The 16,938-nt window shown below is 70.3% G+C and carries 12 protein-coding genes; 5 read left to right on the top strand and 7 right to left on the bottom strand.

The window, feature by feature from the left end:
• The first annotated feature begins 369 nt into the window (after window positions 1–369).
• From IH45_RS0127380 to IH45_RS0127395, 4 genes are all read left to right on the top strand, one after another.
• Window positions 370–1,059, top strand: a complete 690-nt coding sequence (locus IH45_RS0127380) for a hypothetical protein (protein ID WP_030673947.1) — start codon at window positions 370–372, stop codon at window positions 1,057–1,059.
• Window positions 1,060–1,113: 54 nt separating this feature from the next.
• Window positions 1,114–2,526, top strand: a complete 1,413-nt coding sequence (locus IH45_RS0127385; protein WP_030673950.1) for a ParB N-terminal domain-containing protein — start codon at window positions 1,114–1,116, stop codon at window positions 2,524–2,526.
• Between the two features lie 6 nt (window positions 2,527–2,532).
• Window positions 2,533–4,359, top strand: a complete 1,827-nt coding sequence (locus IH45_RS0127390) for a DEAD/DEAH box helicase (protein WP_030673953.1) — start codon at window positions 2,533–2,535, stop codon at window positions 4,357–4,359.
• Window positions 4,360–4,678: 319 nt separating this feature from the next.
• On the top strand, window positions 4,679–5,899 hold the full coding sequence (locus tag IH45_RS0127395) for a DNA cytosine methyltransferase (RefSeq protein WP_030673957.1): 1,221 nt from the start codon (window positions 4,679–4,681) through the stop codon (window positions 5,897–5,899).
• Here IH45_RS0127395 and IH45_RS1000000146960 read toward each other — a convergent pair.
• From IH45_RS1000000146960 to IH45_RS0127425, 6 genes are all read right to left on the bottom strand, one after another.
• The gene (locus IH45_RS1000000146960; protein ID WP_078897804.1) at window positions 5,834–6,325 is read right to left on the bottom strand and encodes a very short patch repair endonuclease; all 492 of its coding nucleotides are present in this window, start codon (window positions 6,323–6,325) and stop codon (window positions 5,834–5,836) included. The two genes, IH45_RS0127395 and IH45_RS1000000146960, sit on opposite strands and share 66 nt — an antisense overlap.
• Window positions 6,318–7,295, bottom strand: coding sequence for a NaeI family type II restriction endonuclease (locus IH45_RS1000000146965; protein ID WP_078897805.1), 978 nt, complete (start codon window positions 7,293–7,295; stop codon window positions 6,318–6,320). The genes IH45_RS1000000146960 and IH45_RS1000000146965 overlap by 8 nt, the downstream gene beginning before the upstream one ends.
• 126 nt (window positions 7,296–7,421) lie before the next feature.
• Window positions 7,422–8,774, bottom strand: coding sequence for a PrsW family intramembrane metalloprotease (locus IH45_RS0127410; protein WP_050515216.1), 1,353 nt, complete (start codon window positions 8,772–8,774; stop codon window positions 7,422–7,424).
• A 28-nt stretch (window positions 8,775–8,802) separates the two neighbouring features.
• Complete coding sequence (gene trmB / locus IH45_RS0127415; RefSeq protein ID WP_030673966.1) at window positions 8,803–9,747, bottom strand: tRNA (guanosine(46)-N7)-methyltransferase TrmB; 945 nt, start codon at window positions 9,745–9,747, stop codon at window positions 8,803–8,805.
• Between the two features lie 142 nt (window positions 9,748–9,889).
• The gene (gene lhgO / locus IH45_RS0127420; protein WP_030673968.1) at window positions 9,890–11,464 is read right to left on the bottom strand and encodes an L-2-hydroxyglutarate oxidase; all 1,575 of its coding nucleotides are present in this window, start codon (window positions 11,462–11,464) and stop codon (window positions 9,890–9,892) included.
• A gap of 225 nt (window positions 11,465–11,689) precedes the next feature.
• Window positions 11,690–13,162, bottom strand: a complete 1,473-nt coding sequence (locus IH45_RS0127425; protein ID WP_030673971.1) for a hypothetical protein — start codon at window positions 13,160–13,162, stop codon at window positions 11,690–11,692.
• 1,103 nt (window positions 13,163–14,265) lie between these two features.
• On the opposite strand from IH45_RS0127425, the gene IH45_RS0127430 reads away from it, so the two are divergent.
• Complete coding sequence (locus IH45_RS0127430; RefSeq protein WP_030673973.1) at window positions 14,266–16,347, top strand: asparagine synthase-related protein; 2,082 nt, start codon at window positions 14,266–14,268, stop codon at window positions 16,345–16,347.
• 56 nt (window positions 16,348–16,403) lie between these two features.
• On the opposite strand, the gene IH45_RS0127435 is transcribed toward IH45_RS0127430, so the two are convergent.
• On the bottom strand, window positions 16,404–16,938 hold a 535-nt coding region (locus IH45_RS0127435; protein ID WP_199810730.1), incomplete at its 5' end, for an NPCBM/NEW2 domain-containing protein.

Consider the following 16,938-nt stretch of genomic DNA (forward strand, 5'->3'; position numbering starts at 1 on the left):
GCCTCCAGCGAAAAAAGTTCCCGCCGGTCGGTCGCGGCAAGGGGACCGGCAAGCGGGCGGCGGCAGAGGCAGAACAGTGAGTTTTTCTTCGCGCGGTACCAGTCGCGGGGTATTTGTGTGATGCGGGTCACAGCGACTTCGTCAAATGCCCCTTTGCTTACTTCAGGAGGGATGGAAAGTCAATAGTTTCGTATTCGCAATTCTGCGAATACGGGAGGGGGCTGGCGCGTTGAAATGCGGCGTCCGGTGTGGATCCTTGGAGGGAACCTTCGGGCTGTAGCTAGTCGCCCTGCATGCCTGACGGCAGGGAGAAGCGGCTGGCGAATCCGTTCTGTCAAGCGCGCTTACGGAAAGTGAAAGGTGACCCCTGTGGTACTGCCGTCCTGGGAGGACAAGAAGCTCGGCACGATGAAGCGCGCCGCCCTGTGGCTCGTCACCGTTGTCGGCGAAGGAAACGTCTTCACCAAGGGTGAGCTGAGGGCCGCCTTCCCCGAGACGTCGCAGATCGACCGGCGTATGCGCGACTTGCGGGACCACGGCTGGCGGCTAGACACAAATCGAGAGGAGGCCGGTCTTGAGCCGCACCAGCAGCGCTTCGTCCGCCAAGGAGAAGCGGTCTGGGAGCCCGGCAAGGGCCGGGTCAAGGCCGCGGCGACCATCACAGCTACCCAGCGGCGCGAGATCTTTGCCAGGGACGGGCACTTCTGCCGCTCGTGTGGCATCTCGGGAGGCCAGACGTACCCCGGTACGTACGAGGCTGCCCAGCTGGACATTGCCCGGCGCCCAGTGCAGGGGCCGGGAGGCGCGGCCGACGTGCAGCTGGTGACTGAATGCAACCGGTGCCGGGTGGGCGGGCGGGAACTGACCGCGGACCTCTCGAGCGTCCTCGGCGCTGTGCGGCGGATCGGTCCGATGGAGCGGAAGATTCTGGCCGGCTGGATGGAGAAGGACCGCCGCGAGTTCAGCGAACTCGAGCGGATCTGGGCCAGCTACCGGACCCTGCCCGAGGAGTCGCGGGCTCAGGTACGCGAGCAGCTCGGTCTTGAGAGCAGCCTCTAGCCGGGCCGGCTGGAGCGCCCTGTGATTGTTGAGAGCCAGGAGAACGGAACACACGTGAGCATGGACTTCGGACGCCCGCCGAAGGCGGAGGCCAACCAGGAGCTTGTCCGGAAGCGGCTGAAGGACGCCGAATCAGCGGCCGGCACCAGGGAGAGCCTCACCGTTGAGTGGCGGGGCCAGCCCCTGCACGTCGAGGTCATCGACATGCCGGTGGCTGACCTTTACTACAATCCGGGCACGCACCGCATCAGGGCTCAGCGCGACCACGACCCGGAGCTGGATGCTGAGCTGCACAGCGATCCATGGAGCGACCGGAGCCAGGACTACCTGCACCACCTCTTGATGGCGCTGCCGGCTGATCCGTCAAAGGATGACCCGGACTTCATCGAGCTGATGGACAGCCTGCGTGACTTCCGCCAGAACGATCCCGGCCTTATTACACGTGATGGTGTGCTGGTCAACGGCAACACTAGGCGGGCCGCGCTCAAGGAGCTGGCTGTCACGCACATTCGCGTCGGCGTGCTTCCGGAGTCGTGCACCTGGGACGACGTCAACGCGGTAGAGCTGTCGTTGCAGCTCCGCAAGGACCACCGCCGCGAGTACTCGTACATCAACCGGCTGCTGGCTATCGATGAGCAGGCTGAGCTCGGCCGCTCCGCGAAGGACATCGCGCGGGACTTCCGTATCAGAGAAGAAACCTGCAAGCAGGACCAGTGGATCCTGACCTGTCTGCGCGATCTCATCGAGCGGAGCAAGAGCGAGGGCACCGGGCTGCGGCTGCTTGACTTTGAGCAGCACCAGGAAAAGCTGCGTGAACTGCACCGCAAGTACGTCAAAGACGCGAGGGTTAGCAAGACTAACGCTGATGTGATGAAGGAGAACCGGCTGGCGGCCATGGTCCTTGGCTTCTCCAAGACGGACGTGCGGCTGATCGAGGCGGACTTCACGCGCCGGTACCTCGACCAGCGTCTGCCGGATGAGCTGAAGGCCGGAGCCTCCGCCGCCGGCTCGGTGGCGATCCCTGGCCTCGGCCGGTCGATGAAGTCCGTGGACGCCAGCGTGACGGTGGCCAGGGCCCTGACCGACACAGTTCTCCGGGCGAAGGCGGTCAGCCCGACGGCGAGAGGTGTATCCGCCGAGCGTGTGGAGGTGGCGACGCGCACCTTCGCGACCGCCCGCGAGGTATTCGAAGCGGCTCTGGTACCGGCAGGCAGCGACGCGCGTATCCGTAAGCGCAAGCAGGCCGCTCCAGGACGTATCACCGACGCATGCCAGGACATCGAGCAGTGCGTCACCGACCTGGTGATGGCCAGGGCGTCCCGGAGCCTCGACGAGGAGGCGTTCGACGAAGCCGTGCTGAAGCTGCGGGACAGCCTCGGGAAACTGGCCGTCGAGTCTGCCCGTAGCATCGAGGTTCCCGGAGACGGGGTTGAGTGGCTGCTGGGTGCGGTGAAACAGGAGGAGTGACGGCCGATGGCAGATGTGCAGGAGCCGTCGTTGCGCATCGGGTTCGATGTCACCCGTACCAAGGCGGCCCTGCGCGTCAGCCCGGCCCATCAGAGCGCCCTGACGCAGCTGGCGGGCTGGTTTCCTGCCAGCACCCGGAGCGGCCCGCTGGCCGTGGAAGTCGAACTTGATGACTTCCTCGTCGGTCTGGAAGCGCTGGGAAACTGGCCGGCACCGGAAAGCGTCGAGTGGGAAGAGGCGCTGGCCGACCTCGTCGGCAGCGTGCTCGACGATGCAGAGGCAGCTGAGCAGGCACTGGCCGGCGAGGCCGGTGCGGCAGTCACCGCGGACGACGTTGCTTTCCTGCTGGGTGATGACTGGAAGGCTGACCTCACATCCTTCCAGCGACGCGATATCGCACACCTGCTGTCCATGCGGCACGGCGCGAACTTCAGCGTCCCAGGAGCCGGGAAGACCCGCGTCGGACTGGCGGTCTACGCGGCCATGCGCGCACGGGGCGAAGTCAGGCGGCTTCTCGTGGTCAGTCCGAAGTCAGCGTACGAGTCGTGGCTCTTCGAGAGTGCGACCTGCTTCGAGGAGCCGATGGCTGCCGAGGTCATGTCGAAGAGCCCCGACCTTGGTACGGAACTGCTGCTGGTGAACTACGAACGGCTGGACCGCTCGCAGGCTCAGCTCGCGGCCTGGCTTCGGGCGGCTCCGTCGATGGTGATCCTGGACGAAGCGCACAGGATGAAGCTGGGCGCGAACGGCGTGTACGGAAGCACCTGCATGTTCCTCGGGCCGCTCAGCCGCCGTCGGCTCATCCTGACCGGTACGCCGGCTCCCAATGGCGCCCGGGACCTGGAGAACCTGCTGTCTTTCGTCTGGCCGGGGCATGGCCGACGCGTGGTGACCGGCGCCGTGAACGGCGGAGACCTGGCGTACGCCAGCAAGATTCTGCGTCCGCTCTTCACCCGTACCACCAAGCACGAACTCGGTCTGCCCCCCTATGAGACCAAGATCCGGTACGTGGATCTCCCGGACCTGCACCGTGAGATCTACGATGCGATGATCGGACGCTTTACGGCCAGAGCAGAGGCTTCGCGCGACGACTTCGACGCGCTGGGCAAGGCGCTGATGCGGCTCCTCATGGCGGCCACCAGCCCCGCGCTGCTGCGGGAGGGCAGCAGCAAATATGAGCCCCTCGCCTACCAGGTGCCGCCACTGGACGTTCCAGAAGGCGATTCGCTGTACGAGCTGATGCAGGGCCTGCCCAGCTACGAGGTGTCACCGAAGTACTCGGAGGCCCTGAGTCTGCTGGCTGAGAACGCGGCCGCAGGCCGGAAGACGCTCGTATGGTCAACGTTCGTACGCAGCCTGACCACGATGGAGCACCTGTTCGCCGACTACGGGCCAGCCGTGGTCCACGGAGGCACCGCTGACCGCGAGGAGCAGATCCACCGCTTCCGAAACGACCCGGACTGCATGGTGCTGCTGTCCAACCCGGCGACTTTGGGTGAAGGCATCAGCCTTCACCAGGTGTGCCACGACGCGGTCTACGTGGACCGCGATTTCATGGCCGGACGGTTCCTGCAGAGCTTGGACCGCATTCACCGGCTGGGCCTCGCGCCCGGCACTGAGACGCGCGTCACTGTGCTCGCTGCCACCGGCACGGTCGATGAGGTCGTGGCCCGCCGTATGGAGGAGAAGCTGGAGTTCATGGGCGGCATCCTCGATGACCCCTCCGTCCGCCAGCTTGCTGACCTGCAAGAAGAGCCCTCTGTGGCCGGCGGCATGGACGCGGCCGACGTACAGGCGCTGCTGCGGCACATGGGTGTTGCCGGGCACGTGTAATCAGGCGTGATGTCTCCGTATCGCGGTGGCGGCTTCCGCGAAGCGATGAAGTGTGCTGACTGAGTGCACCATGATGGCCTTCGGCACATCACTCCGGCCCTGTGCCACCGGCTGCCTGAAGGCGCCGCCATGCGGTGGGGGCAATATTGAGAGGCGTTTGCCGTGTTGTCTGTGCTGACAGCAGCGGCGCGAAACGAGTGCCGCACACTAGTGGAGGCCGAGTTCTAGTGGAGGCCGGGTTGTTGTCAGTGGCGTCTGTCACCCTCTGTGAGGGCGGACTGCAAGGTGTGTCCGCCGTGGCACGTAGGAAGGAGGGTGCATGACCCGCACTGAGTCCAAGTTCACCTCTGTGGAGATCTGTGCTGGGGCCGGGGGACAGGCACTCGGGCTGCACCAGGCAGGGTTCCGGCACCACGCACTGATCGAGATCGACAAGCACGCGTGCGAGACACTCGAACTCAACGTCACGAAGGAGAACGGCTGGGGCGACTGCAGAGTCATCCCAGCTGACCTGACGAAGTTCGACGCCGCTGATCTCAAGCTTGAACCCGGCACACTCGACCTGCTGGCCGGCGGCGTGCCGTGCCCGCCCTTCTCGGCCGCGGGCAAGCAACTGGGCCGGGAGGACGAGCGTGATCTGTTCCCGGTCATGCTTGACCTGGTGAGCTACCTGAAGCCCAATGCCGTCATGATCGAGAATGTGCGGGGTCTTCTCCAGCCTCCGCAGAAGTTCGAGTCCTACCGCAGTGAGATCCAGGCGCGCCTCCGGGAGGAGGGCTACGTCATCTGCGGCTGGGAGGTCCTTGAGGCTTGCGACTACGGGGTGCCGCAGCTCAGGCCGCGGGCCATCCTCGTAGCGATGCGGCCGGAGTTCGCTGACTACTTCACCTGGCCGGATCCCGAGAAGATCGAGCTCGTAACGGTGGCGAAGGCGCTCGCGCCGACGATGAAGAAGCGCTTCGGGGACTCCGAGGAAGGCAGAGCCGCGTTCAAGCGCTGGCATGACAAAGCCGTCACCGGCGTAGCTCCGACACTGGTTGGCGGGTCCAAGAAACATGGCGGCGCCGACCTTGGGCCTACGCGGGCGAAGAAAGCCTGGCTCAAGCTGGGTGTCGACGCCATGGGCGTCGCTAACGATCCTGAACTGATGAAGGACCCGGTCCGCGATCTCTACAGCACAGGCAAGAAGGGTGAATCGCTCGGCCCGAAGCTGACCGTCACCCAAGCCGCGATCATCCAGGGCTTCCCCGCGGAGTGGAAGTTCTCCGGCCGCAAGACGGCGGCTTACCGGCAGGTTGGGAATGCTTTCCCTCCGCCGGTCGCCCGAGCCGTCGGCGAGCAGATCATCGGTGCGCTGGAGAAGGGACTGAAAGCCCCGTTCCCCGTCGAGGAGACGCTGCAGCGCGAAGCGGCAAAGGAAGCGGAAGCCGCGAGGGAAGCACGGGACGCGGCTCTGTTCGAGCTTCCGGGCCAGTCAGCGCTGATCTCTGCGGAGCCTGCTGACCGTACTAGCGATCTTGAGGGCGCAGTCGCCCGGTGACTCGTGCTCCCAGAACCGGAGGATCGTCCATCCTGCCTCGATGAGCTGCTGGTCGGTGTCCCGGTCGCGCGCCATGTTCCGTGCGACCTTGTCTGACCAGTAGCCGGGGTTGGTCTTCGGCGGCACGTAGTGCTCCGGGCACCCGTGCCAGTAACAGCCGTCGATGAAGACCGCGACCTTCGCCGGACGGAAGACCATGTCCGCTGTCCGGCGAAGGTCCGCGAGAGGCCTGGCTGCTACGCGGTACCGGAGACCTTGGGCGTGCACGAGCCGCCGGATGAGCTGCTCCGGCTTGGTGTCCCGGCTCCGGATGGCCTGCATGTTGCGCCGCCGGGCGGCGGACGATGCCCAGGAGCCGTCTGGCGGCGTCCATGCTTTGCTGTCGGGCGGCTCCTGCCCCTGATCAGAGCTGTTCTTGTCAGTCACGGTTCTTCTCAGTGTGCTTCGGAAGGAAGGGCGCTGCCTGGGGCGGGTCCTCCGGCGTCGCAAGGACCCATGCCCGGTTATCGAGGATTACACGCGGGAGGCCTTCGTGGCGGGCGGCTGCTTCAGCTACCCGGAAGCTGACGAGCTCGCCGACCCGGGGCACGGGGGCGCCGAGAGCGCGTGCGACGGCCTGATGGCTGCTGTAGTGCCCCGGGATGAGGATTCCTTCTTCGCGGAGGACTGTCCGCGCGCGGCCCTTCGCTTCACGTACCCGGGCCATGTAGTCGCTCTGCTGGGCTACGGTGCGTACAACGCCTCTGCCGATGGGGCGGAGCTGAACGCGGCGGAAGAGTTCGATGACTCTCGCCTGGCCCGAAGGAAGCCCGAGAATCTTGTCGCGAGTTGCCGGGCCCAAATGCAGCAGAACATTTTCTGGTAGTGAAGCGTCCCGCCACAGCCAGTAGATTCTGTTGCGGTGCTCAGCCTTAATGGTCAGCTTGCGGTCTCGGTTATTCCCTTTATTGAGCAGCTCTGGACGGATGCGGAGCAGACCGGCGCTCCAGCGGCTTTTCTCGTCGTCGGCCCAGACCAGCAGGCAGATGTGGTTCTCGGCTTCGGGTGGAATCATCCACCCTCCGAACTGCTGGGAGTATTTGCAGTCGACCTGAATGCCTGCTATCCGGTAGTCCGTGGCGTCCCCGTCATCGAAAGCGAACTCGCGCTGCAAATTGATCTCAACAATCGACCCAGCGTGTGTCTTCTCTGTCTTGGACAGCGTCTTCCAGTCGTAACGGCCGGTGACTTCGCCATTGAGCAGCTGGTCAATAGTGTCGCGCAGTACTCGGGCGAATCGCTCGCCTAGAGGATCGAGCTGCTGAAGATGCTCGCGTACAGCGACGAGTTCGCTGTCCGATTCGGCCAGGGCTACGGCCACGGTGTTGGAAGCGGCCGAAAGGTCCAGCGGAAGCATGACGTCACCTCATCAACCAGCTGGCACCACACCAGCGTCAGGCCCACGAGCCTGCCATAACCGGGGACTTGGAGTGTGCCGCTGTCCGGCTGCAGACAGCCTGCCCGCACTTCTGGGCGTGGTGGATCACTGACCGTAGGGGGGCATATGCGGCGTGTGTCTTCCATGTGCGGTTGATGGCTTCGGGCTGGGTGCCGGTCGGTGCGTCACATGGAGTGCTTGGAGCAGGGCTGGGTGGGCCAGGGGTTTGTGGTGCCACAGGTGGTGGAGGAGGTCCCGTTCCTGAATGTGGAAAGTGGGGGTGGGGCCGGTGCGGTGGGCTTGGCGGCGTAGGAAGGCGAGGGTGGTGGCTGTGGCGGCGTATTCGGTTACGGCGCGGGCGGCGGTGGGGCCGAGGGTGCGGCGGGCTATGTCGCGGGCCACCGAGCGGGTTTTGAGGGAGGAGAGGGAGATGGGCTCGGTGGGGGAGAGCCAGCCGGTGGTGACGTACGGGGGGAGGTAGGTGCGCAGGGCGAGGAGTTCGCGGTGGCGCGCCCAGACGGCGAGCCAGGTCAGGGCCGCGAAGACGGGCAGCATGAAGAGGCCGTAGACGGTGAGGAAGCCGAGGTCGCCGAGGGTGGTGGCGGCGTTCCAGATGGAGTGCAGGAGGACGGCGGTGGCCAGGCCGAGGAAGGGCAGGGCCAGGCGCAGCGGCCGGCGGCGCGGGTAGCTGGTGGCGGCTATGCCGAAGGCCAGGCCCGTGAGCATGGTGAAGAGCGGGTGGGCGAACGGCGACATGATGATGCGGACGAAGAACGTGCCCGCGGTGAGGGAGTCGAGCCCGGTGTGGCCGAGGGACTGGTCCTGGCCGAAGGCGTTGCCCAGGTAGAGGATGTTCTCGGTGAAGGCGAAGCCGGTGGCGGTGATGCCGGCGAGGACGAGGCCGTCCGTGACGCCGTCGAAGTTCTGGCGGCGGAAGAGGAAGAGCAGGACGATCGCGGCGGCCTTGACGGTCTCCTCTATGACCGGGGCGAAGACGGTCGCGCCCCAGGTCCGGGCGTCCTCGGGGGAGAGGGTGGAGAGGTTGTTCTCCAGCCAGTCGGTCGCGAAACCGTTGGCCAGGAGCGCGACGAGGGTGGCGGCACAGGCCCCCCAGGCGAAGGCGAAGACCAGGTTGCGGCGGGGCTCGGGGTCTATCCGGTCCAGCCAGCAGAAGCCGGCTATGAGGACGGGTACGGGGAAGACGGCGAGGCCGAGGCCGACGAGGAAGCCCTGTGTACCGGTCTGCTGGCGGACCATCGCCAGGATGATCACGCCGGAGAGCGCCAGGAGGGAGAAGAGGGCGACGGCGCGCGCTGTTCTGCTGTGCCAGGGCGCCGGGCGGCGGTGCGGTGCGTAGTGCCACTGCGCCGCCACGGGCGACGCGGCGGGGGCGGCGTAGCGCGGATCGGGCGCGTACGCCGGTTTCGGCGGAAGCGGAGGCGGCTGCGGCGGATTCACCCATCGACCCTAACCACCGCGGGGCGGGCTATGCCGGGCGCCGCCGGAAGAGGAGGTCGTGGACGACGTGGCCCTTGTCCAGACCCTGCCCCTCGAATTTGGTCAGGGGGCGGAAGTCCGGGCGCGGGGCATAGCCGGAGTGCAGGTTTTCGAGTGCCGGCTCGGCGGAGAGGACGTCCAGCATCTGTTCCGCGTACGGCTCCCAGTCGGTCGCGCAGTGGACGAGGGCGCCGGGGGCGAGGCGGGTCGAGGCCAGGGCGATGAACTCGGGCTGGATCAGTCGGCGCTTGTGATGGCGCTTCTTGGGCCAGGGGTCCGGGAAGTACACGCGCAGGCCGGCCAGGGAGGCGGGGGCGATCATCTCGCGGAGCAGGATGATCGCGTCGCCGTTGGCCACGCGGATGTTGGACAGGCCGTTGCGTTCCGCGAGGCCGAGCAGGTTGCCCTGGCCGGGGGTGTGGACGTCGCAGGCGAGGATGCCGGTGTCCGGGTCGGCGGCGGCCATCTGCGCCGTGGCCTCGCCCATGCCGAAGCCGATTTCCAGGATGACCGGACGGCCCTCGAAGAGCTCGTTCAGGTCGATCCTGGAGAGGCCGTCGATGTCCAGGCCCCACTTCGGCCACAGGCGCCGCAGCGCGTCGGCCTGCCCCGGCGAGACCCGGCTGCGCCGGGGCTGGAAGGAACGGATCCGCCGCTCGTGGTGCGAACCGGCCGGGTCGGCCGCGGGGCCGGTGCCGTCGGGGAACATCGGCTCGGTGCGGGGGCGCGGGTGGGGGCCCTCGCGGAAGGTGCGGGGCTGGGCCGCGTCGGTGAGGCGGCCGGAATTCGTGGCGGGACCGGGCCCGGCGGCGGTACCGGGCTCGGCACCATGGCCCGCCTCGACAGCAGCGTCGGCTTCGGTAGCGCTGGGCTCGGCTGCCGCAGCGGCCTCGGCGGCAGGGCTGGACTCGGGGGTGGCGGGGTTCTCGGACACAGTGGGTCGATTCTACGGGCGCGGTGCTGTGCGGGACGGGCGGCGGCGGCCGGAGGTGGTAGAGGTCGGGGCTGGTAGAGGGCGGAGGGAGCGGCCGGGGCAGCCCTGGACGATGGCGGCCGGAGGTGGTGGCGGCGCCTTCTCAGCCGGACGCCCCCTCCAGCATCGTCAGGGCCCGCCCGGCTATCTCCCGGCCGATGGGGAGGGAGGCCGTGGCGGCGGGGGACGGGGCGTTGAGGACGTGGACGATGGACGGGGTTTCCGTGATGAGGAAGTCGTCGGCGAGGGTGCCATCGGGCAGGACGGCCTGGGCGCGTACGCCGGCGGGGGACGGCTGTATGTCCTCCTCGCGGACCGCCGGCAGCAGGCGGCGGACGGCCTCGGTGAAGGCGCGGCGGGAGAGGGAGCGGCGCAGCTCGCCCGCGCCGTAGCGCCAGTGGCGGCGGGCTATGTGCCAGGAGCCGGGGTACGCCAGGGTGCCGGCCAGGTCGGCGGGGCGGACGGTGCGCCAGTCGTATCCCTCGCGGGCGAGGGCCGGGACGGCGTTCGGGCCGACGTGGACGGAGCCGTCGATCCCACGGGTGAGGTGGACACCGAGGAACGGGAACGCGGGGTCGGGCACCGGGTAGACCAGGCCGCGCACCAGGGAGGCACGGTCCGGGGCGAGGGTGTAGTACTCGCCGCGGAAGGGGACGATGCGCATGCCCGGCGTGTCGCCCGCCAGGCGCGCTATCCGGTCGCAGTGCAGCCCGGCGCAGTTGATCAGGACGCGGGCACGGAAGACCGTGTCCGCGTCGGAAGAGGCGTGGGGCGCGTCGATGGGCGTACGGGGCGCGTCGGCGAGCGCGCGGTCCGTATTGGTGGGTGTACGGGGCGCGTCGGCCTCGGCGCGGTCCATATCGGTGGGTGTACGGAGGAGGGCGTCGGCCTGGGCGTGGCCCGTATCGGTAGGCGTACGGGTCACATCAGCGAGGGCCGCTTCCTCATCAGCGAGGGCCGCACCCTTATCGGCGAGGGCCGCACCCTTATCGGCGGGCGTACGCCCCGTACCGGCCACGTGCCCCGTAGCCACGTACCCCGTACCGGCCACGTACCCCGTACCAGCAGGCCGGCTTCCCCCGCCACCGGCCACGCCACGCCCCCTACCCCCCGAAACCCGCACCGCCACCCGCCCCGGCCGCCGTCCGATCCCGGTGACCTCACTGCCGTACACAACGCGCGCACCCCCCTCCGTCGCCAGGGCGGCAAGGCGTCGGGCGACCGCGCCGAAGTCGGCGATGCCGGTGGTGCCGACGTGGATGGCGGCCAGGCCGCTGACCTCGGGTTCGTACGCCGCGATCTGGGCGGGGCCCAGCTCGCGCACCGGGATGCCGTGTTCCCGGCCGCGCTGGATCAGGCTGTGCAGGCGGGGCAGCTCGGCGCGGTCGGTGGCGACGATCAGCTTGCCGGTGACCTGGTGCGGGATGGCGTGCTCGTGGCAGAACTCGACCATCTCCGCCGAGCCCTGGAGCGCGAAGCGGGCCTTGAGGGAGCCGGGCGGGTAGTAGATGCCGCTGTGGATCACGCCGCTGTTCCGGCCGGTCTGGTGGCGGGCGGGGCCGGGCTCCTTCTCCAGGACCACCACACGCGTGCCGGGGGCGGCGCGCGTGATCGCGTAGGCCGTCGAGAGCCCCACGATCCCGGCACCGATCACCAGCACATCGCAGTCGTACGCCATCACAGCACCTCCCCTGCAACCCGTTGGGACCAGACGTATCCCATCATGACCGGGGGGTCTGACAACGGCCCGGGAGCGGGAAGTGCCGAGGCCGCGGCCCGGCCCCGGCACTACCCCCGCGCGCCCCCGCTCCCACGCCGGCGCAACCGGCCACACCCGCCCTGCGCCGACACCACCGGCGACGGGCCCCGCCCTACGCCGACACCACCAGCGACGAGCCCCGCCCTACGCCGGCGCCACCAACAACGGCCGTGCCCGTTCGCGCAGCTCCACCACGCGGGGCTCGTCCCCGTAAGGCTCCAGGCGGTGCAGGAGGTCGCGTACGTACTCGGTCGTACGGGCCGAGGAGATGCGGCCCGCCACCTCGACCGCCCGGGTCCCGGCCGCGCAGGCCGCGTCCAGGTTGCCGGACTCCAGCTCGGCCACCGCCGAGACGACCAGCCGCAGGCCGTGCGAGCGGACGTACTCCTCCGTCGGGCGGGAGAGCGCCTGCTCCGTGAAGCGGCGCACCTGGCGGGGCAGCCGCAGGTCGCGGTAGCACTCGGCGGCGTCGGCGGCGAAGCGCTCGTACGAGTAGAAGTCCAGCCAGGACGGGTCGGGGTCGCCCTCGCGGGAGCGCTCCAGCCAGCCCTCGGCGGCCTTGAGGGCCACCTCGCAGGCGCGCGACTCGTTGGCCTTGGCCTGCGCCCGCGCCTCGACCAGGCGGAAGAAGCTCATCGTGCGGGCCGTGGCCAGGCCGCGGTTGCGTTCCAGAGCCGCCTGCGCCAGGTCGACGCCCTCGTCGGCGAAGCCTCTGTAGGTGGCCTGGAGCGACATCGAGGCCAGGACGTAGCCGCCCAGCGGGACGTCGGCGGCGGCGCGTGCCAGGCGCAGGGCCTGGATGTAGTACCGCTGGGCGGCCTCCTGCTGGCCGGTGTCGAAGGCCATCCAGCCCGCGAGCCTGGTCAGTTCGGCGGTCGCCCCGAAGAGGGCTCTGCCGACCTCGTCGCTGTACGAGGCGAGGAGCAGCGGCGCGGCGTCCACCCGCAGGCACTCGGGCACCATCGAGGAGCGCCAGTCCCCGCCGCCGTACTTGGAGTCCCAGCGGCGCGCGTCCTCGGCGGCCTCCCGCAGCTTGGTGACGTCGCTGTGGCCGACGTGCAGCGGGACGGTGTCGGTCCCGGGGGCGCCGTCCTTGACACCGGTCGAGCCATTGCCGTCCCGGACTTCCCGCAGTTCGGTCGCTTCCCGGGCGACCGAGCTGTCGGCCGGGGATATGAGCCAGCGGGACGCGGGGGTCGCGTACGCGCTGACCGAGAAGGATCCGGCCAGGCTCTGCCAGATGCCTCCGCCGCCGCGGCGTCCGGCCAGGTCGAGGCGGTACAGCTCGGTTGCGGAGCGTACGGCGGCGCCCACGTCGCGCGGGAAGGCCAGGCCCACCTCCGGGGCCGGGTCGGCGTCGGCCAGCCCGATCTCGTGGAGCGGCACCGGCCGGCCGAGCTTGCCGGCTATCGCGGCCGCGATCAGATGGGGCGCGGCGCCCTGCGGCACCATGCCCTTGGACACCCACCGGGCGACCGACGTCTTGTCGTAGCGAAGCGTCAACCCGCGCTGCGCCCCGAGGTCGTTGACCCGGCGGGCGAGCCCGGCATTGCTGATCCCCGCGAGGGCGAGAACGGTGCCGAGCTTCTCATTCGGCCCGCGTATATCCCTTGACATGCGCACCCCTCGACACAGCGACGGCCGCCCCGCGCTACCCCGGGGCATGCGTCCACCCAGAGTAGTTCGCCGAATCCCGACCGTTAAGTACCGATGTCCCGGATGGCGGGTTTCAAGTCCAAGCGGGTGTAGGGGGTTTGGCATGTGCTCCGGGTACGTGTTGCCGTGCGCCCGTGTGTGCGCGCTGGCCGCCGCGGGACGGGAGCGCTTCCATGGGATCTGCGTGGGTCGGCCCGCTGCACTGGATCCAGTGGGCTGGGGGACACCGCCGCCTCATTCCCCGCGGGTGGCGGTCCGGTCCGGGGGGCGAGTCCCGCCTCCCGGACTGTCGCATGTGCGGGACGGGCCCGTCGACTCGGCCTGAAGGGCGTCCGCTTGGCTGTGGCGGTCGGGAGGGCGCCCGGCCGTTCGGTAGGGGATGCGTGGGGCGCCCGGCCGCTCGGTACGGGGTGCGTGGGGCGTTCGGCCGCTAGGTGCGAGGTACGTGGGGTGTTCGGCCCGGGGTGTGTGGGGCGTCCGTGGCCGTACGGGGCGCAGGGCCGGAGGCTGGTCGGCCGGTCCCGGGGGCGGGGCGGCCGGTGGTCGGCCGGTATCGGGCCAACCACGGTGCCCGTCGCAGATTTTGGCCGAAAATCGACGCACGGGAGTCTCCCGGCGGAACGAGGCGATCGCCCGGAGTGGAGCGCCGGGGAGTTGCCGCACTCCCGCCGCCGTCCGCCGCCGCCCGCCACCTCCCAGCCTTCGGGCGAGAGACCGCGAGGGGCCGAGCGGGGCCGCGAAGCGCCCTTCATACACCACCGTGGCCCCCTCCCGGCACCGCGCGCCCGGAACACGGCCCGAACCCGCGCCGGACCCAGCCCGCCGGGCTCGGTAACGTCTTCCGAACACCCCCGTACACAGGCTCTCTTTGGCGCCTCCCGAAGGCCCCGGTCGTGGCAGCATGGTCCGCGCAACAGCTTGGCAACGGCTTGGCAATCCGCTGTGCGGGGCGGCGGTCCGGTCCACCCTGCCGTCCACCAGGGGCGCTCTCCCGGGTGGACCGGCTTCCGCGGCGGCGGGCGGACGGGGGCCGCCCGGCGGCGGCGAACAGGGTGGAGGCGGCGATGCGCTGGTTGGTCGGGTGGAGCAGTACCGCCACGGGACCGGCCACCACCGAGGAGGCCCGCACGCTCGTCCCTGTGGGCGCGCAGCTTCTGTGGGGCGACCCCGACCCGCTGTGGGCGGTCGGCGACTGGCGCCCCGACGAGGTGCGCGTGGTCCAGGCCGACGCGCAGACCCGGCTCGCCGTCTTCGGGGTCTGCGGCGCCACCGACGACCAGCTGCGCGTCGGTCTCTTCGCGGCCCGTGGCGGCGCGCTGCGCCACCTCACCGCCTGGCCCGGCAGCTACACGGCCGTCGTCCAGGTCGGCCGGCGCGTGACGGTCACCGGCGACCTGGCGGGTGCCCGGCCGGTCTTCCACACCCCGTGGGCGGGCGGTACGGCGTACGCGACCGCCGCCCTCCCGCTCGCCGACCTGATCGAGGCGGGCCTCGACATCGGGCATCTGGCCGCCCTGCTGGCCTGCCCGGACGCGCCCGAGGCGCTGGGCGCGGGCACGCCGTACGAGGGCGTACGGCGCGTACCGCCCGGCCACGCGCTCGTCCTGCGCGGCGGCAGCAGCGACATCACCTCGTACGAGCCGACGACCTCGCTGGCGGTGGCGGCGCCCCAACTGCCGCCCGAGCAGGCCGTCGACGGGGTGCGGGACGCGCTGATCGAGGCCGTACGGGCGCGGCTGGCCGGGGTCCGGCACGCCCCGGACCCGGACGGCCCGAACGGGCTGGACCCGGGCCCGGTGCCGGGCATGGGGCCGGCCGAGCGGCGGGCCGCGCGCGGCGCACCGGCCCCCGGCGTCGGTGCCGACCTTTCCGGAGGGAGCGCTTCCGCCACGCTGGCACTGCTCGCGGCCGGGCTGCCCGGGGTGCCGGGCACGGTCAACGGGCGTGGTGAGCGCCTGCTGGCCGTCACGTTCAACGACCGCGCCACCCACGGAGGACAGTCGTACCGGGAGGCCGAGTTGGAGCGGGCCCGCACCATGGCCGCCAATCCGCGCCTCCACCACGTCGTCGTCGCGGCGGGCGAGGAGGCCCTCCCGTACGCGGACCTGGAGGGCGGGCCGCTCACGGACGAGCCGGGCCCGTCGCTGATCACGGCCGGACGCCATCGGCGGCGCCTGCTGGCGGGCAGCGCGGACCACTTCGTGGGCGCCGGCGCGCGGCAGGTCCTGGACGCGCACCCGGCGCGCCTGGCCGATCTGCTCATGGACCGCCGCAGGCGCCATCTGCTGAGGCCGGTCACGGCGCTGGCCAGGGCCGACGGGCCGCTGTCGCAGTCCGCCCTGGTCCCGTTCACCGTCTACCGCGCGGCCCGGAAGCTGGCCCGTACGCCCTACGCGACGGGCATCGCCGAGACGGCGACGCGCCTGAGGGAGCGGCAGTTTTCCGACGAGGTGGTGGGCGGCGGAGCGGTGGACGCCTCGCTGGCCGCGCTCTCCTGGTGCCGGCCCGGGCCCGCGGCGCGGTGGCTCACGGGGGAGGCGCTGGCCGAAGTATCGGTTCGCCTCACTTCCGCGGCCGACCGGACGCCTGCCGTGGGGCGGCCCGGGGAGCGCCGGGCGCGCGCCGCGCTGGCCCGGCACGCCGCCGACCACCGGATCTTCGAGCAGGCAGCCGAGGTACGGAACCAGCGGCTGCACGCGCCTTTCCTGGACAACCAGGTGGTGCTGGCCTGCCGCGCGCTGCCGGACACGCTGCGCGTGCAACCGGGGGCGCGGGCGGCCGTGCTGCGCGCCGTCCTGTCGGGCGCGGGCGTCCGCGACCTGCCGCCCGGCTGGGGCGCCACTTCGCACCTCACCCACGCCGCGGCCGTACGGGCGGGCCTGCGCACCTCGATCGGGGACGTGGTCGGCCTCTTCGACACCCCGCTGCTCGCCGACGCGGGCCTGGTCGAGGCACGCGTCGTACGCAAGGCCCTGCGAGCGGCGGCCGAGGGCGCCCCACTGCCCCTGGACGGCCTCGCCGAAATCGTCTCCACCGAGCTGTGGCTCCGCCGTCTGCTCGCCCGGCGCGGCACGTGCTGGACCGGTACGGCCGCGCCCCGGCGGCGCGCGGTGGCGGGCGGGGTGACGCCCCGGCCGAGTATCTGAGGGGATGGGTATCTGAGGGAGATGAGTATCTGAGGGGAGGGGGCGGGCGGGGGCCTTCACCTGCACGTGATCTGTGACTGCGCCCAGTCGCCCAGGAACATCACGGCGTTGGACGAGGCGGGCTCGACGACCAGCCGCACCGTCTTGTGGCCGGTCAGCGGCACATGCACGGGTACGGCGGGCTGCCCGCCGCGCAGCACCCCCGAGCGCCAGAGCCGCTGACCGTCCGCGTACACGGAGAAGCGCAGCACCCCCAGGCCCAACCCGAGATCGTCCACGCCCGCGTAGGCGTCGTAGGCCGTGCACTGCCGGTGCAGGTCGATGGTCACGGAGGACGGCGCGTGCACGGTCACGCCGTGTCGATAAGTTTTTCCGCCGATGCGCAGCCCCTGCCGCTGCCACAGCCAGCTGCTGTTCGCCATGCGCACCTCGGGCTTTGTGCCGTCGCCCAGGAGGTCCCACGTCAACTGGTTGATCCGGTACGGGGACGGAGCGGGCGCCGGCGGGGTCGGCCGCGGCCGCGGCGTGTGCGTCGGCGGCCGGGACGGCGGGGCGGAGTGCGGCGGCTCGGGCGCCGGCGCGGGGGACGAC

The sequence above is a fragment of the Streptomyces rimosus subsp. rimosus genome (assembly GCF_000720725.1).
In the GTDB taxonomy this organism is placed as follows: Bacteria; Actinomycetota; Actinomycetes; order Streptomycetales; family Streptomycetaceae; genus Streptomyces; species Streptomyces rimosus_A.

What these genes read in the sequence shown, in the direction of transcription:
- IH45_RS0127390 (WP_030673953.1), top strand. Translation starts at nt 2,533, where the DNA reads ATGGCAGATGTGCAGGAGCCGTCGTTGCGCATCGGGTTCGATGTCACC.
- IH45_RS0127395 (WP_030673957.1), top strand. Translation starts at nt 4,679, where the DNA reads ATGACCCGCACTGAGTCCAAGTTCACCTCTGTGGAGATCTGTGCTGGG.
- IH45_RS1000000146965 (WP_078897805.1), bottom strand. Translation starts at nt 7,295, where the DNA reads ATGCTTCCGCTGGACCTTTCGGCCGCTTCCAACACCGTGGCCGTAGCC.
- lhgO (WP_030673968.1), bottom strand. Translation starts at nt 11,464, where the DNA reads ATGGCGTACGACTGCGATGTGCTGGTGATCGGTGCCGGGATCGTGGGG.
- IH45_RS0127425 (WP_030673971.1), bottom strand. Translation starts at nt 13,162, where the DNA reads ATGTCAAGGGATATACGCGGGCCGAATGAGAAGCTCGGCACCGTTCTC.
- IH45_RS0127430 (WP_030673973.1), top strand. Translation starts at nt 14,266, where the DNA reads ATGCGCTGGTTGGTCGGGTGGAGCAGTACCGCCACGGGACCGGCCACC.